The sequence below is a fragment of the Saccharopolyspora galaxeae genome (assembly GCF_016526145.1).
GTDB lineage: Bacteria > Actinomycetota > Actinomycetes > Mycobacteriales > Pseudonocardiaceae > Saccharopolyspora_C > Saccharopolyspora_C galaxeae.
In genome coordinates this window covers 45,678-68,500 of record NZ_JADDUE010000003.1, presented here as the reverse complement: position 1 = coordinate 68,500, position 22,823 = coordinate 45,678, and the positions used below count along the sequence as shown (strand labels likewise).

Annotated in this window: 22 protein-coding genes; 12 read left to right on the top strand and 10 right to left on the bottom strand. The window is 71.4% G+C overall.

Going from position 1 to position 22,823, the window contains the following annotated elements; translation table 11 throughout:
- Positions 1 to 69: 69 nt before the first annotated feature.
- Positions 70 to 1,041, bottom strand: coding sequence for a formylglycine-generating enzyme family protein (locus INP57_RS08035; RefSeq protein WP_374220928.1), 972 nt, complete (start codon positions 1,039 to 1,041; stop codon positions 70 to 72).
- Between the two features lie 75 nt (positions 1,042 to 1,116).
- On the bottom strand, positions 1,117 to 1,254 hold the full coding sequence (locus INP57_RS08030; protein WP_200069471.1) for a hypothetical protein: 138 nt from the start codon (positions 1,252 to 1,254) through the stop codon (positions 1,117 to 1,119).
- A 234-nt stretch (positions 1,255 to 1,488) separates the two neighbouring features.
- Between INP57_RS08030 and INP57_RS08025 the strand changes: the two genes are divergently transcribed.
- The 6 genes from INP57_RS08025 (at position 1,489) to INP57_RS08000 (ending at position 8,244) form a co-directional block, all read left to right on the top strand.
- Positions 1,489 to 1,896 carry a DUF5313 family protein gene (locus INP57_RS08025; protein ID WP_295144954.1) on the top strand — a complete coding sequence of 136 codons (408 nt, stop codon included), beginning with the start codon at positions 1,489 to 1,491 and terminating at the stop codon, positions 1,894 to 1,896.
- On the top strand, positions 1,884 to 3,281 hold the full coding sequence (locus INP57_RS08020; RefSeq protein ID WP_200069469.1) for an NAD(P)/FAD-dependent oxidoreductase: 1,398 nt from the start codon (positions 1,884 to 1,886) through the stop codon (positions 3,279 to 3,281). Before INP57_RS08025 ends, INP57_RS08020 begins: the two co-directional genes overlap by 13 nt.
- A gap of 234 nt (positions 3,282 to 3,515) precedes the next feature.
- Positions 3,516 to 4,358, top strand: a complete 843-nt coding sequence (locus INP57_RS08015; protein ID WP_200069468.1) for a nitrilase-related carbon-nitrogen hydrolase — start codon at positions 3,516 to 3,518, stop codon at positions 4,356 to 4,358.
- 57 nt (positions 4,359 to 4,415) lie between these two features.
- The gene (locus tag INP57_RS08010) at positions 4,416 to 5,720 is read left to right on the top strand and encodes an aspartate aminotransferase family protein (protein WP_200069467.1); all 1,305 of its coding nucleotides are present in this window, start codon (positions 4,416 to 4,418) and stop codon (positions 5,718 to 5,720) included.
- Positions 5,721 to 5,724: 4 nt separating this feature from the next.
- Positions 5,725 to 7,125 carry a dihydropyrimidinase gene (gene hydA, locus INP57_RS08005; RefSeq protein ID WP_200069466.1) on the top strand — a complete coding sequence of 467 codons (1,401 nt, stop codon included), beginning with the start codon at positions 5,725 to 5,727 and terminating at the stop codon, positions 7,123 to 7,125.
- A 99-nt stretch (positions 7,126 to 7,224) separates the two neighbouring features.
- Entirely contained in the window at positions 7,225 to 8,244 is a 1,020-nt protein-coding gene (locus INP57_RS08000) for a TIGR03842 family LLM class F420-dependent oxidoreductase (protein ID WP_200069465.1), read from the top strand.
- 6 nt (positions 8,245 to 8,250) lie between these two features.
- Here INP57_RS08000 and INP57_RS07995 read toward each other — a convergent pair whose 3' ends face one another.
- Complete coding sequence (locus tag INP57_RS07995; RefSeq protein WP_200069464.1) at positions 8,251 to 9,327, bottom strand: NAD(P)-binding domain-containing protein; 1,077 nt, start codon at positions 9,325 to 9,327, stop codon at positions 8,251 to 8,253.
- A 248-nt stretch (positions 9,328 to 9,575) separates the two neighbouring features.
- On the opposite strand from INP57_RS07995, the gene INP57_RS07990 reads away from it, so the two are divergent.
- The 3 genes from INP57_RS07990 (at position 9,576) to INP57_RS07980 (ending at position 11,291) form a co-directional block, all read left to right on the top strand.
- On the top strand, positions 9,576 to 9,752 hold the full coding sequence (locus tag INP57_RS07990) for a hypothetical protein (RefSeq protein WP_200069945.1): 177 nt from the start codon (positions 9,576 to 9,578) through the stop codon (positions 9,750 to 9,752).
- Between the two features lie 342 nt (positions 9,753 to 10,094).
- Complete coding sequence (locus INP57_RS07985) at positions 10,095 to 10,652, top strand: class I SAM-dependent methyltransferase (protein ID WP_307850001.1); 558 nt, start codon at positions 10,095 to 10,097, stop codon at positions 10,650 to 10,652.
- Between the two features lie 108 nt (positions 10,653 to 10,760).
- The gene (locus tag INP57_RS07980; RefSeq protein ID WP_307849960.1) at positions 10,761 to 11,291 is read left to right on the top strand and encodes a GNAT family N-acetyltransferase; all 531 of its coding nucleotides are present in this window, start codon (positions 10,761 to 10,763) and stop codon (positions 11,289 to 11,291) included.
- Here INP57_RS07980 and INP57_RS07975 read toward each other — a convergent pair whose 3' ends face one another.
- The 4 genes from INP57_RS07975 to INP57_RS07960 are packed head-to-tail and all read right to left on the bottom strand — an operon-like array spanning position 11,292 to position 14,790.
- Positions 11,292 to 12,635, bottom strand: coding sequence for an acetyl-CoA carboxylase biotin carboxylase subunit (locus tag INP57_RS07975; RefSeq protein WP_200069462.1), 1,344 nt, complete (start codon positions 12,633 to 12,635; stop codon positions 11,292 to 11,294). It lies immediately after the preceding gene.
- Entirely contained in the window at positions 12,632 to 12,871 is a 240-nt protein-coding gene (locus tag INP57_RS07970) for an acetyl-CoA carboxylase (protein ID WP_200069461.1), read from the bottom strand. Before INP57_RS07970 ends, INP57_RS07975 begins: the two co-directional genes overlap by 4 nt.
- Before the next feature lie 42 nt (positions 12,872 to 12,913).
- The gene (locus INP57_RS07965) at positions 12,914 to 13,894 is read right to left on the bottom strand and encodes a 5-oxoprolinase subunit C family protein (protein ID WP_200069460.1); all 981 of its coding nucleotides are present in this window, start codon (positions 13,892 to 13,894) and stop codon (positions 12,914 to 12,916) included.
- A complete protein-coding gene (locus INP57_RS07960) occupies positions 13,894 to 14,790 on the bottom strand; it encodes a 5-oxoprolinase subunit B family protein (protein ID WP_200069459.1) in 897 nt (298 codons plus the stop codon). Before INP57_RS07960 ends, INP57_RS07965 begins: the two co-directional genes overlap by 1 nt.
- A 350-nt stretch (positions 14,791 to 15,140) precedes the next feature.
- Between INP57_RS07960 and INP57_RS07955 the strand changes: the two genes are divergently transcribed.
- Entirely contained in the window at positions 15,141 to 15,950 is an 810-nt protein-coding gene (locus INP57_RS07955) for a 5-oxoprolinase subunit PxpA (protein WP_200069884.1), read from the top strand.
- Positions 15,951 to 16,009: 59 nt separating this feature from the next.
- Here the strand turns inward: INP57_RS07955 and INP57_RS07950 are convergent, their stop codons facing one another.
- Together INP57_RS07950 and gad are read right to left on the bottom strand one after the other, a co-directional pair.
- Positions 16,010 to 16,945, bottom strand: coding sequence for a nitrilase-related carbon-nitrogen hydrolase (locus INP57_RS07950; protein ID WP_200069458.1), 936 nt, complete (start codon positions 16,943 to 16,945; stop codon positions 16,010 to 16,012).
- A gap of 107 nt (positions 16,946 to 17,052) precedes the next feature.
- Positions 17,053 to 18,360: a glutamate decarboxylase gene (gene gad, locus INP57_RS07945; protein ID WP_200069457.1), complete on the bottom strand. Its 1,308-nt coding sequence runs from the start codon at positions 18,358 to 18,360 to the stop codon at positions 17,053 to 17,055.
- A gap of 483 nt (positions 18,361 to 18,843) precedes the next feature.
- Here gad and INP57_RS30190 point away from each other — a divergent pair, with 483 nt between their 5' ends.
- Positions 18,844 to 19,314 carry a response regulator transcription factor gene (locus INP57_RS30190; RefSeq protein ID WP_200069456.1) on the top strand — a complete coding sequence of 157 codons (471 nt, stop codon included), beginning with the start codon at positions 18,844 to 18,846 and terminating at the stop codon, positions 19,312 to 19,314.
- Positions 19,315 to 19,459: 145 nt separating this feature from the next.
- The gene (locus INP57_RS07935; RefSeq protein ID WP_200069455.1) at positions 19,460 to 21,235 is read left to right on the top strand and encodes a PrsW family intramembrane metalloprotease; all 1,776 of its coding nucleotides are present in this window, start codon (positions 19,460 to 19,462) and stop codon (positions 21,233 to 21,235) included.
- 7 nt (positions 21,236 to 21,242) lie between these two features.
- Here INP57_RS07935 and INP57_RS07930 read toward each other — a convergent pair whose 3' ends face one another.
- Positions 21,243 to 22,748, bottom strand: a complete 1,506-nt coding sequence (locus INP57_RS07930) for a glycosyltransferase family 39 protein (protein WP_307849959.1) — start codon at positions 22,746 to 22,748, stop codon at positions 21,243 to 21,245.
- Positions 22,749 to 22,823 lie beyond the last annotated feature (75 nt).

The window sequence follows — 22,823 nt, the reverse complement described above, 5'->3', positions numbered from 1 at the left end:
GCGGGTCGGGCGCGCCAGGTCGATCATGCGCGGAGCATAGCGGCTACGACACTCGCAGCAACAGGTCGTTCACCATTCGGGAGAGTCGCGCACGCAGCGGAACCCGAGGTTGCCCACCGAGCTGTCCGGCGTGTTGGCCGTGCGGGCGGCCACCCGGTAGCGATTGCAGTACGACTCGTGGCACAGGTACGAGCCGCCGCGCATCACCCGCCGGTCGCCCTCGGGCGGTCCCGCCGGGTCGGCGACCGGCTGCGCGGAGTGCGTGGTCGTCCACCGGTCCGCGCACCACTCCCAGACGTTGCCCGCCACGTTGTGCAGGCCGAAGCCGTTTGGTGGGAAGGAGTCCACCGGCGCGGTGCCGCGATGGCCGTCCTCGACGAGGTTCTTGGCGGGGAACATGCCCTGCCAGATGTTGCAGCGGTGCTCGCCGCCGGGCAGCAGCTCGTCGCCCCACGGATAGCGGGCCTGGTCGAGCCCGCCGCGGGCGGCGCACTCCCATTCCGCTTCGGTGGGCAGGCGCCCGCCCGCCCACTCGCAGTAGGCGGCGGCGTCGTGCCAGGACGCGTGGACGACGGGATGGTCTTCCCGGCCGTCCACCGCCGAGCCGGGGCCTTCGGGAGCGCGCCAGTACGCGCCTTCGACGCCGCACCACCACGGCGTCTGGTCCGGGCGCGGCGCGGCGCGGCGCAGCGCGCCCGGCAGGAACGCGGCGAACACGTACGACCAGCCGAACCGCTCGGCGTCGGTGACGAAACCGGTTTCCGCGACGAACTCGGCGAATTCGGCGTTGGTCACCGCGAACGGGCCGATCTCGAACGGGCTCAGCCGGACCTCGCGCACCGGTCCTTCACCGTCGTCCGGGAAGCCTTCCGCGTCTTCGGTGCCCATCCGGAACGTCCCGCCGGGCAGTTGTCGCCAATGGCGGTCGGCCTGCCTGCCGACCTCGGCACGCGGCCGGGAACCGGTGGCCGCGGCCCGATCGGACGGCTCGCGCCCGGGGGCGCAGCAGCCGTGGGTCTCCGGCGGGTTCGCACTGCTCACGCCCCCACTCTAGGACCGGGTGGCGCGGGCACCCGAGACCGGTTCCGCGCCGCCGCGAGTGTCCTCAGTGGATGGTCAGGTGTTCGGGCGGGTGTCGCGCAGCGCCTGCGCGAGCGTGGCGCCCGCGCTGCGGAAACCGTTGTCCACGAGATCCGTGAAACTCACGGCACCGACGACGACGAGGAACAACATCACGACGACGAGGATGAACATGCTGGCGTGCCCGTTTCGGTTCGTTTGAGCGGCGGATTGCGAAGCGGCGAAAGACGGCGGCGCTGCCGGGGGAGGTCGCGCGGTCCGTGAGCGTACGTCCGGCGCTGGCCTCCCGGCGCTTTCGCCCTGCACCAATAACATCGTCGCCCACCGGAGATCGTTACCGGTGACCGGAGTGACATGTGCGACCCACTGGGGTCCCTCGGGTTCGGCGGCGAGGCCTACCCTGGAGCGGTGTCACCCCGGCCTGAGCGAGCGAGTTCCGGGCGGCCGAACCCGGCGCAATGGGTCTGGTACGCCTTCGGCGGCCGGTTGCCCGAACGGTGCGCGGAGTGGGTGCTGCACGACGTCACCTGCCGCACCTGGGCGCTGCGCCACTTCGCCCGCGCGCTGACCCAGCTGGCGCCCTGCTGCGCGGTGGTCCTGCTGCTGCCCGCATCGTGGTCGATCCGGCTGAGCGCTCTGGTGCTCGGGTTGTTCGTCGGGTTGTTCTACTCGGTGTGCCTGATGGGCGAGGCGTGCGAGCACCGCTCGATCAAGCACGGACATCCGCCGGGCACCGCCCGCGAGACCAGGCAGCTTCGCAAGGACGTGGAGCGCGCAGGCAAGCACGGAGTCGGGTACCGCCCGTGGTGGCACTGAACGGGCAGGTCGACCGCGCGCTCGCGGACGCGGAACCGGCCGTGTTCTGGGATGCGCACCGGGGTTCGCCGCGGGACGCGCTGCCCGGCTCGGCCGAAGCCGACCTGGTGGTCGTCGGAGCGGGCCTGACCGGATTGTGGACGGCGGTGCTGGCCAAGCAGCGCGATCCCGGGCTGGACGTGCTGATCCTGGACGCCGGCCGGGCAGGTTCCGGGGGCAGTGCGCGCAGCGGTGGTTTCCTGTCCGAGTCGCTCACGCACGGTCTCGCGCACGGCGCGCACCTGTGGCCGTCGGAGATCGGGGCGCTGGTCGAGCTCGGCGCCCGGAACCTGCGCGAGATCAGCGAGTTCGTCACCGCCGAAGGCATCGACGCGGACCTGCGGCTGTGCGGCAAAACCGCGGTGGCCACCGAGCCGCACCAGGTCGGCGAGCTGCGCGACGAGGCGGACCGCTACCGCGAGCACGGCTTCCGCGTGCTGTTCCAGGGCGCGGGCGGAGTTCGTGCGGATGTGGATTCGCCGTCCTTCCGCGCCGGGCTCCGGCTGCCGGACGCCGGGGGGTTGGTGGATCCGGCGAAGCTGGTCGGCGGGCTGGCCGAGGCGGCGCGGCGGCGTGGCGTGCGGCTGCACGAGCACACGCCGGTGAATTCGGTGCGTTCCGCGCGCGGCGGGCCGTCCCTGCAATGTCCACAAGGGACAGTGCGGGCAGCGCGGGTGGTGCTGGCCACCAACGCCTTTCGCAGCCCGCTGCGGCGGTTGCGCCGGTACGTGCTGCCGATCTGGGATTACGTGCTGGTGACCGAACCGCTGCCGGACTCGGCGTGGGACCGGCTGGGCTGGCGCGATCGGCAGGGGATCACCGACAGCCACAACCTGTTCCACTACTACCGGCCCACTCCGGACGGGCGGATCCTCTGGGGCGGCGGTTCTCCGCACTACTTCTTCGGCGGGCGCACCGCGCTGCGGCACGCCTGGCGACCGGAGCCGCACCGGGCGCTCGCCGAAGCGTTCTGCACGACGTTCCCGCAGCTGGAGGGCGTGCGCTTCACCCATCGCTGGGGCGGCCCGATCGACTCCACGACCCGTTCCACGCCGGTGTTCGGCACGGCGTGCGCGGGACGGGTGGCCTACGCGGTGGGATTCGCCGGGCTCGGCGTCGCCGCCTCGCGGTTCGGCGCGCAGGTGGCGCTGGACCTGCTGGAAGACGGGGAAACCGAGCGCACCACCAACCCGTTGGTGCGCACGCACCCGATGGCGTTCCCGCCGGAGCCGTTGCGCTGGCCGCTCGTCCGGGCTACGCGGCGTGCGCTGCGCGAAGCGGACGCCGGTGAACGCGGGCGCTGGCTGCGGCTGCTGGACCGCTTCGGGCTCGGCCTCGGCAGCTGAGGGCGGCGAGCCGCCGTCGTTCGGGCCGACACACCGGCGCTTCCACCGAGCGAGCGAATCACGCACCGCTCACGACCGGCGCCGCGGAACCGCCGACCAGGCCGTTCGGCCGGGCGCGGCCGATCATCTCGCTGGGCCCGGAAATTCCTTGGCAGCTGGGTCATTGCAGGTAGGTGACCCGCGCCATATGTTCGGGAGGTCCATCGCCGCCACGCCGCAACGGGAGCCGCAGCCATGTCGAACCTCGTCCGTGCCGCGCTGGTCCAGGCGAAGTGGACCGGCGACGCGGGATCGATGACCGACCTGCACGAGCGCCACGCGCGCACCGCCGCCGAGCGCGGTGCGCGGATCATCGGATTCCAGGAGGTCTTCAACGCGCCGTACTTCTGCCAGGTCCAGGAACCCGAGCACTACGGGTGGGCGGAGGCCGTGCCGGACGGGCCGACCACCCGCCGGATGTGCGCGCTCGCCGGCGAACTCGGCATGGTCGTCGTGGTGCCGATCTTCGAGGTCGACGGGCCGGGCTTCTACTACAACACCGCCGCGGTGATCGACGCCGACGGCAGTTACCTCGGCAAGTACCGCAAGCACCACCTGCCGCACCTGCCCGGCTTCTGGGAGAAGTACTACTTCCGCCCCGGCAACCTCGGCTGGCCGGTGTTCGACACCGCGGTCGGCCGCGTCGGGGTCTACATCTGCTACGACCGGCACTTCCCGGAGGGCTGGCGGGCGCTGGGTCTGGCGGGCGCGCAGCTCGTCTACAACCCCTCGGCCACCAGCCGCGGCCTTTCCTCCTACCTGTGGAAGCTGGAACAACCGGCCGCCGCGGTCGCCAACGAGTACTTCATCGCCGCGATCAACCGCGTCGGCGTGGAGGAGTACGGCGACAACGACTTCTACGGCAGCAGCTACTTCGTGGACCCCTACGGGCAGTTCGTCGGCGAGGTGGCCAGCGACACCGACGAGGAGCTGCTGGTGCGCGACCTGGACCTCGACCTGCTCGACGAGGTGCGCACCAAGTGGGCCTTCTACCGCGACCGCAGGCCGGACGCCTACGGCCCGCTGACCACCCCCTGACCGCCCGCGGGCACCCGAGCGATCCACGCGCATCCGAGCAACGAGGAGAGGACGGCGATGGCAGGCACTGGCGTGCACACCGAGCTGGCGAAGCGGCGCCGCGCGGTGCTGCCGGACTGGGTGGCGACCTACTACGACGAGCCGATCGAGATCGAACGCGGCGAGGGCAGGCACGTCTGGGACGCCGAGGGAAACCGGTACCTGGACTTCTTCGGCGGCATCCTGACCACGATGACCGAGCACGCGCTGCCCGCGGTCACCGCCGCGGTCAGCGAGCAGGCAGGCCGCATCCTGCACTCCTCGACGCTGTACCTGAACCGGCCGATGATCGAACTGGGCGAGCGGGTCGCCGAACTGTCCGGCATCGAAGATCCGCGGGTCTTCTTCACCTCCAGCGGAACCGAGGCGAACGACACCGCGTTGCTGCTGGCCACCGGGTACCGCGGGTCCAACCAGGTGCTCGCGCTGCGCAACAGCTACCACGGGCGCTCGTTCTCGGCGCTGGCGATCACCGGCAACCGCGCGTGGTCGCCGACCAGCCTCTCGCCGGTGCAGACCGCGTACGTGCACGGCAGCCGCAGGCGCGGCACGAAGCTCGCGGAGCTGTCCGACGAGGCGTTCATCGACGCCTGCGCCGAGGACCTGGAAGACGTGCTCGGCCAGTTGCACGGCAACGTCGCCTGCCTGATCGCCGAGCCGATCCAGGGCGTCGGCGGGTTCGCGGTGCCGCCGGACGGGCTGTTCGCCCGGTTCAAGGAAATCCTCGATCGGCACGGCATCCTGTGGATCAGCGACGAGGTGCAGACCGGCTGGGGCCGCACCGGCGAACACTTCTGGGGCTGGCAGGCGCACGGCGGCAGCGGCTCGCCGGACCTCATGACCTTCGCCAAGGGCCTCGGCAACGGGATGTCCATCGGCGGCGTCGTGGCCAGTGCCGAGATCATGAACAGCATCGAGGTCAGCTCGCTGTCCACCTTCGGCGGCAGCCCGGTCACCACTGCGGGCGCGCTGGCGAACCTGGACCACCTGCTGGCGCACGACCTGCAGGGCAACGCGCTGCGCGTGGGCTCGGTGCTGCGCGGCGAACTGGAGAAGGCGCGGGAGCGGCTGCCGATCGTGGCCGACGTGCGCGGCAAGGGCCTGATGCTCGGTGTCGAGCTGGCCCGGCCGGACACCGGTGCTCCCGACCCGGCCGCGGCCACCAGAGTGCTGGAGGAGACCCGCCGCGGCGGACTGCTGATCGGCAAGGGCGGCCTGGACAACAACGTGCTGCGGATCGCTCCGCCGCTGAGCCTCACCGAGCAGGAGGCCCGGGACGGAGCGGCGGTCCTGGTCGACGCACTCGCGAGAGCGCAGGAGTGAGGCCATGGGCAGAACACTGATCAGCGGCGGCCTGGTGATCACGGCGACCGAGGAGGTCGAAGCCGACGTCCTCGTCGTCGACGAGAAGATCGCAGCGGTGGCCACGCCGGAACTGGCCGAGCAGTGGCGACCCGGCGCGGACCGGGTGATCGACGCGCGCGGGCGCTACGTGATCCCCGGCGGGGTCGACGGTCACACGCACATGCAGATGCCCTTCGGCGGCACCTACGCCTCGGACACGTTCGAGACCGGTACCCGTGCGGCGGCTTGGGGCGGCACCACGACGATCATCGACTTCGCCATCCAGTCGATCGGCCATTCCCTGCGCGAGGGCCTGGATTCCTGGCACGCGCAGGCCGACGGGCAGTGCGCGGTGGATTACGGCTTCCACCTGGTCCTGTCCGATGTGCACGAGTCGGCGCTCAAGGAGCTGGACGCGCTGGTCGGCGAGGGCATCACCAGCTTCAAGATGTTCATGGCCTACCCGGGCGTGTTCTACAGCGACGACGGCAAGATCCTGCGCGCCATGCAGCAGGCCGCGGGCAACGGCGCGTTGACGATGATGCACGCGGAGAACGGCATCGCCATCGACGTGCTGGTGCAGCAGGCGCTCGCCGAAGGCCGCACCGATCCGCGCCAGCACGGCAAGGTGCGGCACCCGCTGCTGGAGGCGGAGGCGACGCACCGCGCGATCCAGCTCGCCCGGGTCGCCGAGGCCCCGCTGTACGTGGTGCACGTGTCCGCGTCCGAGTCGGTCGCCGAACTCACCCAGGCCCGCGACGCCGGGCTGCCGGTGTTCGGCGAAACCTGCCCGCAGTACCTGTTCCTGGACGTGACCGAACTCGACCGGCCCGGCTTCGAGGGCGCCAAGTTCGTGTGCTCGACGCCGCTGCGGCCCGCCGAGCACCAGGAGTCGTTGTGGCGGGCGCTGCGCACCGACGACCTGTCGGTGGTGGCCACCGACCACTGCCCGTTCTGCTTCACCCCGCAGAAGGAGCTCGGGCTCGGGGACTTCTCCAAGATCCCGAACGGACTGCCCGGCGTCGAGCACCGGGTGGACCTGCTGCACCAGGCGGTGGTGGCGGGCCGGATCACCCGCCGCCGCTGGGTGGAACTGGCCAGCACGGCTCCTGCGCGGATGTTCGGCCTGCACCCGCGGAAGGGCTCGCTGTCGGCGGGCAGCGATGCCGATGTCGTCATCTACGACCCGGCTGCCGAGCAGGTGCTCTCCGCCGAGACGCACCACATGAACGTCGACTACAGCGTTTACGAGGGCAGACGCATCACCGGCCGCGTCGACACGGTGCTCTCCCGCGGCGAGGCGATCCTCGATGAAGGCGAGTACCGGGGCCGCGCCGGGCACGGCCAGTTCCTGCCGCGCGGTACGTGCGGGTACCTGACCTGATCGCGGGCGTCCCCCGCACACCACCGGCGATCAGCCTGCGACCCGTTCAGTGATGACCGTTCAGTGACGACCCGTTCAGCGACGACCACGGAGGCGCCCGTGCGATTCGGTCTCGTGCTGCAAACCGACCCGTCCGCCTGGCGGGTGGTGGACCTGATGCGCCGCGCCGAAGACCTCGGCTTCGAGCACGGCTGGACGTTCGACTCGTGCGTGCTGTGGCAGGAGCCGTACGTCATCCACAGCCAGATCCTCGCGGCCACCGACCGCATGGTCGTCGGCCCGATGGTGACCAATCCGGCCACCCGGGACTGGACGGTCACCGCCTCGACCTTCGCGACGCTCAACGAGATGTTCGGCAACCGCACGGTCTGCGGCATCGGACGCGGTGACTCCGCCGTGCGGGTCACCGGCGGCAAACCGAACACGCTGGCCACGCTGGAACACGCGATGCAGGTCATCCGGGACCTCGCCGAGGGGCGCGAGGTCCGCCTCGACGGCAACGAGGTCCGGCTGCCGTGGGTGCGCAACGGTTCGCTGCCGGTGTGGATGGGCGCTTACGGGCCGAAAGCGCTCGAACTGGCCGGACGCGTCGCGGACGGGTTCATCCTGCAGCTCGCCGACCCGCTGCTGACCCGCTGGATGGTCGATCACGTGCGGCAGGCCGCCGCGGACGCGGGCCGCGACCCGGCCGAGATCACCGTCTGCGTGGCCGCGCCCGCCTACGTCGGCGACGACCTCGCCCATGCCCGCCAGCAGTGCCGTTGGTTCGGCGGCATGGTCGGCAACCACGTGGCGGACCTGGTCACCCGCTACGGCGCGCAGTCCGACGCGGTGCCAGCCGCGTTGACCGACTACGTCAAGGACCGCGCCGGTTACGACTACGCGCACCACGGCCGCGCGGACAACCCGGACACCGAGTTCGTGCCGGACGAGATCGTGGACCGCTTCTGCCTGCTCGGCCCGGCTCCGGCGCACATCGACAAGCTCACCGAGCTGCGCGACGCCGGCGTCGACCAATTCGCGCTCTACGCCATGCACGACGCAATAGAGTCCACAATGGAGCAATACGGCTCGCAGGTGATCCCGGCGGTGCGGGCGGACGACTCGGCCACGCGCTGAGCCCGGTCAGCTCGCGGCGGCGACCTCGGCGTCCAGCAGCCGCTTGACCGCCGAAGCCGCGGCCCGTCCGGCCCGGTTCGCGCCGATCGTGCTGGCCGAAGGTCCGTAGCCGACCAGGTGCAGCCGCGGTTCGGCCGCGACCTGCGTGCCCGCCATCCGGATCCCGCCGCCGGGTTCGCGCAATCCCAGCGGAGCCAAGTGGTCGAGGTCGGCGCGGAAACCGGTCGCCCACAGGATCACGTCCGCGCCGGACTCGCTGCCATCGGCCCACTGCACGCCGTGCGGCGTGATCCGCTGGAACATCGGCGAGCGCTCGAGCACGCCGCGTTCGCGGGCGCGGCGGACCGCCGGCGTGGTGGGCAGCCCGGTGAGGCTCACAACGCTTCCCGGCGGCGATCCGGCCTGCACCCGCCGCTGCGCCTCGGCCACCGCGGCCCGCCCGTCGTCCGGGCTGAACTCGGTTCCGGTGAACACCGGCGGCCGCCGCGTCACCCACGTCGTGCCTGCGACCTCGGCGATCTCGGTGAGCAGTTCGACCGCGGAGATGCCGCCGCCGACGACGATCACCCGCAGCCCGCGGAACTCCTCCGGCCCGCGGTAGTCGGCGGTGTGCAGCTGCCTGCCGCGGAAGGTCGCCTGACCCGGGTAGTGCGGCACGAACGGCCGCCGCCACGTTCCGGTCGCGTTGATCACCGCCCGGGCGGCCCAGCGCTCGGAGCCCGCGTCGACCAGCAAGCGCCGGTCGGGGCCGTACCGCACCGAGTGCACCTGAACGGGACGGCGCACCGGCAGGTGGAACGTTCGCTCGTAGCGGGCGAAGTACTCCGCCATGACCTCCGCGGCCGGGCGCTGCCCGTCCTTCTCCCGCAGCGGCAGGCCGGGGAGGTCGTGGATGCCGTGCACGCCGCCGATCCGCAGCGATGGCCAGCGGTGCCGCCACGCTCCGCCGGGCGCCGAGTCGGCGTCGAGGACCACGTGATCACCGGCGTCCGCGAACCCGTTGCGTCCGAGGTGGTACGCGCTGCTGAGCCCGGCCTGCCCGGCCCCGATCACGACCACGTCGACTTCGTGCTCCACGTTCACCGCAACGCCGCACCCGGCCGCGGACGTCCCGTACCCGCTGTGTCGTCGACCACCGGGAAACGCCACCCGGGCGGGTGCGACGGACGCCACTCCAGCCCCTCTTTAACCCGTCCGAAACAAGCGCCTAGTATCGAAGTGCAAGTGGGTGTTCGCCCCAAACCTCTTCCGCTCGTCGTGCCTTCGGGCCATGCCTGTGCGCGGCCGCTGGCGCATGTCCGGAAGACGGGGAGGTAAGCAGAAGGGAGGCAATGAAAGTGGCAATGGTGTGGGTGGCTCTTGCGGTCGAAGCTGTCGTGCTGCTCGCGGCTGCGGTCGCGGCGGTGAGGTGGGTTGGCAAGCCTGCGCCGAACACCCCGGCCCGGCCCGCTGAACAGCAGGGACCGGTGACCGAGCCGACCGGTGGGCTGATCGAGCAACCGGCCTGAACGAGTGCAGCGGGCTTGCCCGTCGAGGGCAAGCCCCGAGCACGGTGATCGCCGCGCCATCGGCGGCGAAACCGGTTTCGTTACACATTTTCCCGGGATGCTTTTCCCGGTTTTTCGCGGCGCTTTCCGCGTTCGTCGGAACTTCCTTTTTCGCGTTTCATCGCGCGGGTTGCCGCCCGGCCGACAGGTCCGCGCCGGGCATCGCCCGGCCCCCGATAGAGTGCCCGGGTCCCTGCTCGACGACCGCGGAAGGCAGTTGTGACCACATCGCAGCAGCAGCCCCGTCCCGGTGCTTCGCCCGGCTCGGCGCTCGCGGAGTACCGCAGGTTCGTCGCACGGGCGGTGCGCGAACCCGGCCTGGTCGGCGCGGTCGCGCCGAGTTCTCCTTTCCTGGCGCGTGAAATGGCGGCCGTCGTGCCGAGCCGCACGGCCGCGCCCGTCGTAGTTGAGCTGGGTCCCGGCACGGGTGCGCTTTCCCGCGCGGTGCACGAGCGGCTGCCCGAAGGCGGCAGGCACCTGGCGATCGAGATCGACCCGGGCATGATCGAGCACTTGCGCGCCGACCTGCCGTGGCTGGAAGTCGTGCGCGGCGACGCTTCCCGCCTCGGCGCGCTGCTGGCCGAGGCAGGGGTGAGTTCGGTGGACGCGGTGGTCAGCGGGCTGCCGTGGTCGATCTTCTCCGGCGAGCTGCAGCGCGACATCCTGACCGAGGTCGGCAAGGCCCTCGCGCCGGGTGGCGCGTTCACCACGTTCGCCTATGTGCACGCGCTGGGCATGTCCGGTGCGCAAACGTTCCGCCGCCGCCTGGACGGCGCGTTCGACGAAGTCCTCACCAGCCGCACGGTGTGGCGCAACGTGCCACCGGCCCGCGTCTACACCTGCCGCCGCCCCAAAGCTTGATCGCCGGAGGTTGATCCGGCGCGCGCACGTGCCGTGCAACCCGGTGGCGGAAATTTGCCACCGGAACAGAGCATGTCCCGTGGCGCGAGATCGGTCTACGGTCGCCATGTGGGGACATTGGTGCGGCTCAGACCGGTGCTATCCGACGACCTTCCCGAATTGGAGCGGATGCTCAACTCCCGGGAAGCCAGCCATCCCTACAACTGGTTCGGCTACCAAGGCTCCGGGCACTTCGGCAAGCGGTGGGAGCGATCCGGGCTGCTCTCGGCCGACGAGGGCGTGCTGCTGGTGGTCTACGAGCAGGACCCGGACCACCGGCTGGGGTTCGTGTCCTGGGACAAGAGCAAGACGGGGCAGAACTCGTTCTGCTGGAACATCGGCATCAACCTGCTACCGGACGCGCGCGGCCAGGGCCACGGCACCGAGGCGCAGCGCCAACTCGTCGAGTACCTGTTCGCGCACACCCAGGTCAACCGGATCGAGGCGGGCACCGAGGTGGACAACTTCGCCGAGCAGCGCGCCCTCGACAAGGCCGGTTTCACCCGCGAGGGCGTGCTGCGCGGCTGGTTGTTCCGCGGCGGCCGCTGGCGCGACTGCGTGCGCTACAGCGTGCTGCGCGAGGAGGTCGTGCGGGACTGATCAGTCCAGCTGCTCTTCCAGCCACGTCGTGTGCACCGGGCAGCTGCGCAGCTTGTCGTCGTCGACCAGGCGCTGGTGCAGTCCGATCGTGTTGGCGACCCCTTCGATCCGGAACTCCGCGAGCGCCTGCCTGGCCCGCGAGTAAGCCTGCTCCCGATCGGCTCCCCAGCAGATCAGCTTGGCGATCATGGAGTCGTAGAACGGGCTGATCCGGTCGCCGCGAGTCAGCCCGGTGTCCACCCGCACGCCCGGCCCGCCGGGCAGGTCGAACGCGGTGACCTCGCCGGGGCAGGGCGCGAAGTCGTGGTCCGGGTCCTCGGCGTTGATCCGCAGCTCCACCGCGGCACCGTTGCGGGTCAGCTGCCGCTGGGTGCACGAGATCGGTTTGCCCGCGGCGACCCGCAGCTGCTCGGCGACCAGGTCGACCCCGCTGACCAGCTCGCTGACCGGGTGTTCCACCTGGATGCGGGTGTTCATCTCCATGAAGTAGAAGTTTCGGTCCTCGTCGACCAGGAACTCCACGGTCCCGGCGTTGCGGTAGCCGACGTGCCGCGCCAGCCGCACCGCCGCGTCGGTCATCAGTTCCCTGGTCCGTTCGTGCAAGCCCGGTGCGGGCGCTTCTTCCAGCAGTTTCTGCCTGCGCCGCTGGACCGAGCAGTCCCGCTCGAACAGGTGCACCACGTTGCCGTGATCGTCGGCGAGGACCTGCACCTCGACGTGCCGCGGCCGGGCCAGCGCCCGTTCCAGGTACGACGTGCCGTCACCGAAGGCGGAACGGGCCTCGGCCTGCGCGGCCGGCAGCACGTCGGCCAGCTCCTCGGCCGAGGAGACCGGGCGGATGCCGCGCCCGCCACCGCCGGCGGCAGCCTTGACCAGCACCGGGTAGCCGATCTCCGCGGCGGCGGCCTGCGCGGCGGCCAGGTCGGTCACCGGTTCGCTGCCCGGCACCACCGGCACGCCCGCGGCCCGCGCGGTCGCCCGCGCGGTGGCCTTGTCGCCCATCAGCTCGATCGCCGAGGCCGGTGGGCCGATCAGCACGAGTCCCGCGTCCTGCACCGCGCGGGCGAACGCGGCGTTCTCGGACAGGAAGCCGTAGCCGGGATGCACGGCGTCGGCGTGGGTGCTGCGCGCGGCCTCCAGCAGCGCGGCGGAGTCCAAGTAGGACTTCGCGGCGGGCGACGGGCCGATGTGCACCGCGTGGTCGGCCAGCTGGACCCACCGGGAGTTCTTGTCGGCGTCGGAGTACACCGCGACGGCCTCCACACCCGCGGTGTGGCAGGCGCGGATGATGCGTACCGCGATCTCGCCCCGGTTCGCGACCAGGACCCGCCCCGGCCCCGTCATGCTTCCACGACCTCGATCAGTTCCTGCCCGGCTTCCACTTCGTCGCCGTCGTCGAGCAGGAAGCGCCCGATGGTTCCCGCGGACTCGGCCTTGACCTCGGTGAAGGTCTTCATCACCTCGATGAGCGCGATCGTCTCGCCTTCCCGGACCGCGCCGCCGACCTCGACGAACGGGTCCTGGTCAGGCGAGGGGCGGCGGTAGAACACGCCGGGGAGTGCTGCGCTGACGGTCGACATGGGACCTCCTCGTCGATATCGGGTTGGTTTGCCGGGCCGGGTTCATCCGGAGACGGCGGCGCGGACCTTCTCCAACCGCGCGGTGCGGTCCCGGCGCGCGGCCATCGCCGCCTCCACGTCGACCGGTACGAAGCCGACCCGGTCCCCGGTGCGGGCCTGCGCGATGCGGTCCCGATCCACCGAGATCACGGTGCCGACGGTGGCGTAGCCGCCGCCGGTGACCGCGTCGCCGAGCAGCACGATCGGCTCGTTTCCGCCGGGCACCTGCACCGAGCCGATCGGATAGCCCAGGTCGACCACGTTGGCCGGGTCGCTGCCCGCCCCGAACGGCTGCTCGCGCTCGACGAAGTCGATCGTGCCGCCGCGCAGCCGGTAGCCGACCCGGTCGGCGTCCTTGGTGACCTTCCACGTCGTTTCCCCGAAGGACTCCAGCGCGGCCGCGGTGAGCCGGTAGGAGCACAGCCCCACCACCAGTCGCAGTTCGGCCTCGCCGCTGAAGTCCGGGCGCAGCTCGACCGGAACCGCGGTGCCGGGTGCCGGGCTGCTGGCCGGACGCTCACCCAGCGGCAGCCGGTCGCCCTGGGCGAGCGAACGGCCCTCGAACCCGCCGATGCCGGTGAGCGTGTAGGTCGACCGCGAGCCGAGGTATTCGGGCACGGCCACGCCACCGCTGATCGCGACGTACGGCCGGGCGCCGGAGCGCAGCATCTCGAAGCCGAGCACGTCGCCGGTGCGCACCAGCAGCGTTTCCCACGGCGGCACCGGTTCTCCGTTGATCCGGGCGGGAGCATCGGCGCCGGTGATCGCGATCTGGCGTTCGTCGGTGAACTCCAGCTCGGGACCGATGTAGGTGGCCTCCAGCGCGGCCGCGCCGACCGGATTGCCCACCAGCATGTTCGCCACGCGGTAGGAGAACTGGTCCAGCGCGCCGGACGGCGGCATCCCGATGGCGTACTGCCCGTCGCGGCCCAGGTCCTGCACCGTCGTGGACAGCCCTCCGGAGCGGACGATGACCTCGCTCATCACAGCACCTCCAGCAGCCGGCGGTTGAACCCGTCCGGATCGGCCAGGAACTCCGACGGGGAGAACTCCACCGGGCGGGTGTGGTAGCGGAACGTCCCGGCCTCCACTTCGCCGCGCAGCCGGTCGTACTCGGCGCGGTCGATGGCGCGGTAGCGCAGGATGTCGCTCGGCTTGGGGAAGGCGATGTGCTCGGCGAAATCCGGCAGCCGCTGGGACAGGTCGAAGACCGGCGCCGGGGCGATCCCGAACAACTGGTACCCGCCTGCGCCGCGCACCGGGTAGACCACGGCGAACGCGCCGCCGTAGCCGAATGCCCGTTCCGGGGTGTCGGTTCGGGGCCGCACGTACTTCGGAACTTCGATCTGCCGCTCGCGCGGGACCATCTGGTAGCAGAACGGGAGACCGGGCACGAATCCGAGCATCGTGACGATGAACGGCGCACCCGTGATCGCGTCGATCAGCTCCGGAACACCGGAGAATCCGTTGATCCGCGCGGCGTATTCCAAATCCGTCACCGACGGGTCCTGGTGGTTGTCCCGGAACCGCAGCAGTGTTTCCCGGGTCCACGGATCGTCGAACAGCACCGGCACGTCGACGATCCGCGTCGGCACCACGTAGTCCGCGGGCAGCTCGCCCGCCGAGTGCTCGAGCCTGCGCAGCTCGTCGGCCAGTTCCACCGGGTGCAGCCGGTCCGGGTCCAGCCGGACCATGTAGGAGGCGTTCGAGGGGCAGATGTCCACGATGCCGTCGACGTTCTGCTCGCGGAGCGCGCCGGTGATCGCCATCGCCTTGAAATTCGCCTGGAGACTCATTTCCTGATCGAGTTCGACGAAGATGAATTCGTCGCCGCCGAACTCGTACCGAGCGGGAGGCAGGTCCGTGCTCGTCGCTGCCATGTCGACCTCCTCGGGCCTCGGAGGTGATCTGCCGTGCATCGAGGATGCGCCGAAGCCATTGGCCGCGCAGGGGCACGGCTGTGAACTCGATGGACGGCGCTGGGAAAATCGCACGTTCGGGTCACCATAGCGGCCGGTCCCGGGCGGCCGGTACGCGCGAACGCAGGCACCCGGTTGCGCCGAACGGCGGCGCGATGCGCGGCACGGCCGCGCCCGCAGCGGCCGAACGGAGCACTGTGCTCGACCGGTGGCTGCGGGAGCATGGCTCGTACCATCGGCACGCGGCCGGCGGATCATCGCAGGGCAAGGCCCGGTTTCGGCCGCTGCAGACGCTGCGGGAGGTGGGTCGGTTGCAGGTTCTCGTCGATCTCAACGCGGACGCCGGGGAAAGCTTCGGCAGGTGGCAGCTGGGTGCGGACGAACGGCTGATCCCGTTGGTCAGCTCGGTGAACATCGCGTGCGGATGGCACGCCGGGGACCCGGCCACGATGCGTGCGTCGCTGCGGATCGCGCGCGAGGCCGGGGTCGCGGCGGGCGCGCACCCGGGGTTCCCGGACCTGGCCGGGTTCGGCAGGCGCGCGATCTCGTTCAGCCCGCGGGAGGCGGCGGACGCGTGCCTCTACCAGTTCGGCGCGCTGCGGGCGCTGGCCGACGAGATGGGTGTGCCGATCACGCACGTCAAACCGCACGGTGCGCTCTACGGGCTCACGTTGCGGGACGCGGCCGCGGCGCAGGCGGTCGGGGAAGCGGTGGCGGCCGCGGCGCCCGGTGTTCCGGTCGTGCTGCTGGCCGGGCAGACCGCGGATCAGGTCGCCGAGCGCGGGATTCCGGTGGTGCGCGAGGCGTTCGCCGACCTCGACTACGACGACGCCGGGCACATCATCATCGAACCGAACCCGGTCGCGAAGGACCCGCAGCGGTGCGCCGAGCAGGCGTTGGCGGTGCTGCGCGGTGAAGTCACCTCGGTCAACGGCAACGCCGTGCCGGTCCGGGCCGAAACGATCTGCCTGCACGGCGACCGGCCGAACGCGGTCGAGGTGGCGGGCGCGGTTCGCGACGCCTTCGCCGCCGAAGGCGTGGAACTCGCCGTGATGAGCGAGGTGGTGCGCCGCGGGACCAGCGGTGCGGCCACGGCGACGGGGGAGGCCGCACCGGCCTGACCGACCCTGCTCGGCCGGAGGAAACGGAGCGTCCGGACGCGCCACCTCGCCGGAACTGCTCAGGTGGTGGGGAGCAGATCTTCCCGCAGCGCGACCCGGTTGTCGCTGAAGTGGTCGCCTTCCGGGCTGAACGGCGCCACGTCGTCCGGCACGCAGTCGGCGACCAGCAAGGTGTCGTCGCTGCGCTCGTCCGGCCCGGCCGCGATCATCGGTGCGCCGTCCGGCGCCCACACGCCGGAGTTGCCGCGGTACTGCCACTGCCCGCGCTGCGAGGTCTCCCAGCCCCGCCGGTTGCAGTAGGCGACGAACACCCGCCACACCGCGGCCATCGCCGGGATGATGTGCTCTGTGGCGTCCGGGTAGGGCACCTGGGTCGGATTGCCGTCGTGCAGCACGAAGTGGTGATCGGCGGCGGTCGGGCCGACGATCAGCCGGGCTCCGCGGCCGACCAGGCTCTGGTACAGCGGCGGGAATTCGCACTCGTAGCAGTTGAGCAGGCCCACCGGGAACTGGTTCACCTTCACCACCGGCGGCAGCTCGGTACCCGCGGTGAAGTTGGCGCGCTCGGCCGCGCCGTAGAGGTGGGTTTTGCGGTAGTTCGCCACGAGCTCTCCGCCCAGCACCAGCGCGATCGAGTCGTGCACGGTGTCGGCGAGCCGGTCGATCTCCACGTACGGCACGACGATGCCGATTTCGTGGGTGTGCGACAGGGTTTGCGCGGCCTTGATCGCGCGGCCGTCCTTGGGCTGGGCCAGCGCGCGGGCTTCCTCGGGGCCGAGCGAGTAACCGGTGGTGTAGCACTCCGGGAACGCGCACAGCTGTGCGCGGTAGCGGGCCGCCACCTCCACGACCTCCCGCATCCGGTGCAGGTTCGCGGTGACGGCTTCGTGGCTGCCGACGGGGTTCTCGCCCTGGAACAGGGCGAGCCGGACACCCGTGCCGGGTTGCGGGGGTTCGGGGCGGGTGAGCTTGCTGGCGATCCGGATGGGGTGCAACGGATTCTCCTTTGCAGTGGTGCGGATTCTCGGAACCGGTCGGTGAGGTCGGGCGGCGAAGTCGGCGAAAAGCCCGTCGTGCCGGGAAAAGTGCCGATGCGGGGTGCTCAGGCAGGGGTGGCGATGGCGCCGGAGAGGTAGCCGCGCACGGAGTCGAGCAGGTCCTCGGTGTGCCGCTCGGTGAGTTCGCCGCGCACCACGATCCGCAGCACGTCGGTCTCCTGGCGGTCCGGCGGCAGCGGGTAGACCGGCACCGACCAGCCGCGCCCGGCGAGGTGGGCGGCCAGGTCGCGCAACGTCCAGCCGCGGTCGCCCTCCCGTTGCGCGAGCACGACCACCGGCAGATCACCGCCGTCACCGACGACCCGGAACGGCCCCATCCCGGCGAACGCGGTGGCCAGCGCGGTCGCGGTGGAGCGGCTGCGCTGGTGCGCGGCCCGGTACCCCTCGAAGCCGAGGCGGAGGAAGTTGTAGTACTGCAGGACCACCGGCGCGGCCGAGCGGGAGAAGCTCAGCTCGTGGTTGGCCCGGGTGCTGCCCAGGTAGTTGGTGTCGAAGCTGAGCCAGTTCGTGCGGGATTCGGCGTCCCGCCACACGATCCAGCCCAGCCCGGCGGGTACCAGGCCGTACTTGTGCCCCGAGGTGTTCACCGACCGCACCCTGGGCAACCGGAAGTCCCACTGCAGTTGCGGGTCGAGGAACGGCGCGACGAACCCGCCGGAGGCCGCGTCCACGTGGATCGGCACGTCCAGGCCGGTCTCGGCCTGCACCTCGTCGAGCGCGGCGGCGATCTCGCCGACCGGCTCGTAGCTGCCGTCGATGGTGGAACCCAGCACGGTCAGCACGCCGATCGTGTCCGCGTCGCAGCGCTCCCGGACCTGCTCGGCGGTCAGGTGCAGCCGGTCCTGCCCGGCCGGGGCGAACCGCGGCTCCACGTCCCAGTAGCGGCAGAACTTGTACCAGCACACGTGCGCGTTGGCGCCCAGCACCAGGTTCGGCCTGCGGCCTTCGCCGACTCGCTGGCGCCATCGGCGCAGCAGCGCCGCGCCCGCCAGCAGGGCGGCCTCGCTGGAGCCGGTGGTCGCGGTGCCCACCGCTTCGGCCGGATCGGCGTGCCAGAGGTTCGCCAGCGTGTGCACGCAGTTGCGTTCCAGTTCGGTGGCGCCGGGGTACTGGTCCCGGTCGATGATGTTGTAGGTCAGGTAGTCGCTGAACAGCTTCTCCGCCTCCGGCTCCACGGTGCTGGTGAGGAACGTGGCCAGGTTCGCGGCAGGTCTGATGTCGTCGCGCAGCTTGATCCGGACGGCGTTCGCGGCCGCCGACGCGGTCCAGCCTTGGGCGGGCAGGACGCCGGGCGCACGCGCGGTGGTCGTGGGTGGTGCGCTCGCGCGGCTGGCCGCCTGCGGACACGACATGGCGTGGACCTCCTTGGTGCGGGACTGGATCGGTCGGTAGGGAGCTCGCTGCGAGGCCTCCGGGGCGGCCCGGCAGGTCGTCCGCGGGGTGGCGCCGCTTCGTCGAACCTAGGTTCCGCGGCTCGGCGCCCGACATGGTCAGAAAGTCCTGCTCCGCTCGGACTGGACCGAACGGAGCCCTCCGCGCTGCGCCGTCCGTGGCGCCCGCTGCGACATCCGGGCGAAATCGGTGGCCGGTCGGTCACTTCGGGGTGCGGTCGTGACGACATAGCCAGTGGGTGTAACGACCGGTCCGGCGCTGGTGGGAAGGCCATGCCCGGTGGGGAAGTGTCGTCACGCGAACGGCCCGAAAGGCCCGGACACGGCGGAGGTGCGCCGCAGTGCCCTGGTCCGCGCCGCCAACGAGCTCGCCGCGGCGAGCGGGGCAACGCCGCCCCGCGGTTCCGCGCGGGCGATGCCACCGAACCCTGTGGGAGTCACCTGATGGCCAATTCGTACCGGAGAGCCCTGGACACCGCGATCACCGCGATGATGCGCGAGGCCGTGGAGCACTCGGCGGCGCTGGAACTGGTGCTGGGGCAGGTGGACCAGCTCGTGACCCTGCGGGTCAAGCTGGGACGGACCGGACCGGTGGCCGGCGACGTGTACCGGGACGCGCTGCAGCGCGCCGCCGGTGCGGCCGGGGGCACGCAGGTGGTGCCGCTGCTGCAACGGCTCACCCCGCGCGAGCACGAGGTGCTGGGGCACCTGGTGCGGGGCAGCTCGAACCGGCAGATCGCCCGGTCGCTGGGGATCTCGGAGCGCACCGTGAAGAACCACCTGCGGGCGATCTTCACCAAGCTGGAGGTGGCCGACCGGACCTCCGCGGCGGTCAAGGCGCTCACCGCGGGGCGCGCGCCGGGGCACAACGGGTGGGCCGAACTGAACGGCAAACCGGCGGCGGAGCGGAACTGAGTGCTTGTCCTCGAAGTCGTCGTGCGGCCCGGAACAGGCGCTGCGGACCCGCGCAGGGATCGGGACGCGAGGGATAGTCCTGTCGGCCGCGGCCGTTTCGGGGGATCGGCCTCGGTGCTCGGGTCGATCTTCTACGCTCCACGGCATGGTCCCGCTCAGCCCGAAGTCGGTGTTGGAAGGCCGCAACAGCGACCGCACGCCGCTGCCGTTCATCATCGGGCTCGTCGTCTGCGGCTCGTGCTCGCTGGTGGCGCTGGCCTACTACGTGCTCACCGGAGGGGTGGGCAGCACGTTGCTGAGCGGGCTGCTGGCGTTGCCGACGGTGGTGGTGCTGGTCGGCCTGGTGCTGCTGATCGACCGGCTCGAACCGGAACCGCGGATGCTGCTGGTGCTGGCGTTCGCCTGGGGCGCCGGGGTGGCGATCGTGGGGTCGTTCATCGTGAACACGTTCGGCAGCTCGCTGCTGGTGCCGGTGTACGGGCCGGACATGGCCGAGCTGCTGTCCAGCTCGGTGATCGCGCCGGTGGTGGAGGAGACCTTCAAGGGCGTGTTCCTGCTGCTCCTGCTGCTGTTCCGGCGCTTCGAGATCGACGGGCCGACCGATGCGCTGGTCTACGCGGCGCTGTGCGCGCTCGGGTTCGCGTTCGTCGAGAACGTCCTCTACTACCAGGATCCGCTGCTGTCCGGGGAGCAGGTCGCGCCGGTGGTGCTGATGCGCGGGGTGATCTCGCCGCTGGGGCATCCGATCTACACCGCGATGACCGGACTGGGCATCTCGCACGCGGCGACGCACCGCGGGTTCGGGCGGGGCGTGGCCGTCGCGCTGGGCTGGTCGGCGGCGGTGCTGCTGCACGCGATGTGGAACTTCTCCACCGCGTTCGGCAACGGCGGGCTCGCGTTGGCCTACCTGGTGGAGCTGGCGGTGTTCATCGTGCTGGTGACGATCCTGCTGCGGGATCGCAGGCGGCTGGTGGCGCTGATCGGTGCCTACCTGCCGCCGTACATCCCGAGCGGTCTGGTCCAGCAGGCCGATCTGCAGATGCTCGGCACCATGCGCGGGCGCAAGCAGGCCCGCACGTGGGCGCGGTCGCAGTCCGGGCTGATGGGTGCGCGGGCGATGTCCGACTACCAGCTGGCGGCCACTGAGCTGGCGCTGCTGCACGATCATGCGGTGCGGGCCACGATCCCGGTCGACAAGTTCCACGAGCGGCGCAACGCGATCCTGGGGCTGATGCGGGTGGCGCGGGACGCGTTCTTCCAGCGCGCGCCCAAGGTGGCGGCTCCGCCGTGGACGCCGCAGGGCGAGCAGTCCGGGTTCTTCCGGCCGTTGTCGAACCTCGAAACCGCGCGGTTGCCCACCTACCAGCCGAGTGCGCAGACGAGGCAGTTGCCGACCGCGTTGAGCACCACCCGGCTGCGGACCATGCGGATGTCCGCGCGGCGGGACTGGGCCGGGCACAGCGGTGGCTCGGCCGGGAGCGGTGCTCCAGGTGGGGGCGCGGCGCCCGGCACTCCTGCTTCTGGGACTCCTGCTCCTGGTACTGGGTCTCCTGGTACTGGGTCTCCGGGGAGTTCAGGTCAGGCGAATCCGGCGCAGGGCGATCCGGCCACGGCGCCGGGAACCACGGTGCCCGCGGGACGGACGGGCGCTGCGCCGGGTGGGCAGCCGCCGACGGGACAGCCTCCGGCGGGCAAACCCCCGGCAGGTCAGCCGCAGCCCGGCCAGCCTCCAGCGGGCCAACCTCCAGCAGGCCAGCCTCCGGCGGGTCAGCCTCCGGCGAACCGGCCTCCTGGCCCGCCGCCCGGCGGTCCGCCTCCCGCGGGCGGGCGTCCGCCGCAACCACCAGCGCCGGGTCCACAACCCGATCGCCAGCAGCGGCCGCCCCAGAACCCGCCACCGCAGCACCCGCCTTCGCGCTGAGCCGGACTCACCCCGCGCGGATCAGCGGCCACAGCCGCGACCACGGCATCATCGGCCCGTCGTAGCGGGTGACGGCGATGCCTTGCGCGATGTCGACCACGTCGAGCCGGGTCCGCACGGTGTCCAACTGCTGCTCATGGGCGAAGTAGCGCTGCAACGGCCGAGTGCTGCCCACGTAGAGCACCACCGTTGCGCTGTCCGGGGGAGCGCCGAAGAACCAGTAGCCGCGGTGCGGGCTGTACACCCTGGGCAGCCCGTACCGCGGACCTAGGGCGTCCATGGCCCCGGTGACGGTGTAGCTCTCGCCGACGATGGCGGTGCGTTCCCGAACGTCCGGTGGTAGCGCGTGGTAGCTGCGAGCGACCGTCTCGGTGAGTTCCGGCCAGCCCGTCTCGTACATCCTGCTGAAAGCCGCGAGCTGCGGGTGCCGCGCGATCACGGGCAACGGGTAGATCGGCAGCAGTGCCAGCGGCAGCAGCGCCGAGAGCAGGTAGGCCGGCCACGCCACCCACGACCATCGCCCGCCGCGCGCCCGCCGGTTCCCGAGCCCTGCCGCAGCGGCCGCGAACAGCATCCCGTAGAGCCCGGCGAGGTAGTTCGGCCTCCCACCGGCGATCACGTAGAACGCGAGAAGCGCGATCGAGACCCACGCCAGGAACCGCACCGGCCGCAGCTGCTCGTCCCGCAGCAGGAACCACACCCCGAGGCAGCACAGCACCGCGCCGACGACCACTCCGGAATAGAGCAACGCCGTCGGGAGGAACAGCGGCCGCGCGTTCTCAGCGTCGACGATCCGGCCCATGTCGAGCGCGGGCCAGCCGTTCGCGGCCTGCCAGGCCAACGCCGGTGCGGAGGCGACGGCCGCGACGCCGACTCCCGTCCACAGCAGGCGGCGCTTGAGCATCTCCCGCGGTCCGGCGATCAACACACCCAGCACCAGCGCGAAGCACAGCAGCGCGATCTGGAACTTGGTCTGCACACCGACCGCTGCGACGGCTCCGGCGGCGAGCAGCAACGCGTCCGAACGAACTCGCGTCCAGCGCACCACCAGCCACAGCAACAGCAGCCATTGCGGCGGTTCCAGCGTCGCCGCGGCCAGCCAATGCCCGCTGAGCAGCAGCCACGGCGAGAGCGCGTACGCGCAGGCGGCGAGGAACTGGGCGCGCCGGTCGCCGCCCAGCTCGCGCGTGATCAGCGCGGTGAGCACGATCCCGAGCGCGGTGACCAGTGCGGCCGGAGTCCGCAATGCGAGCAGCGAACCGGGGAACGCCGCGTCGAGCCCGGCGGCCAGCAGCGGCACCAGCGGCTGCTGGTCCATGTAGCCCCAGTCCGGGTACTTGCCCGCCGCGATGAAGTACAGCTCGTCGGACAGGTACCCGTAGCGGCTGCTGATCAGCAGCAACAACGCTGTGACGAGTCCGGCCAGCAGCAGCACCGGCCCGCGCGCGAACGGTGGTGCCGAGTGCGGTGCCGCCGGTGCGGTGGTGCCGATCTGCTCGGTCGGTGCTGGCACCGGCTTCCCCTCGCCGTCGTCGTCGGATCGCGGGGAAGTTTACGAGACGCGAATCGGTATCGGCGCCCTTCCGGG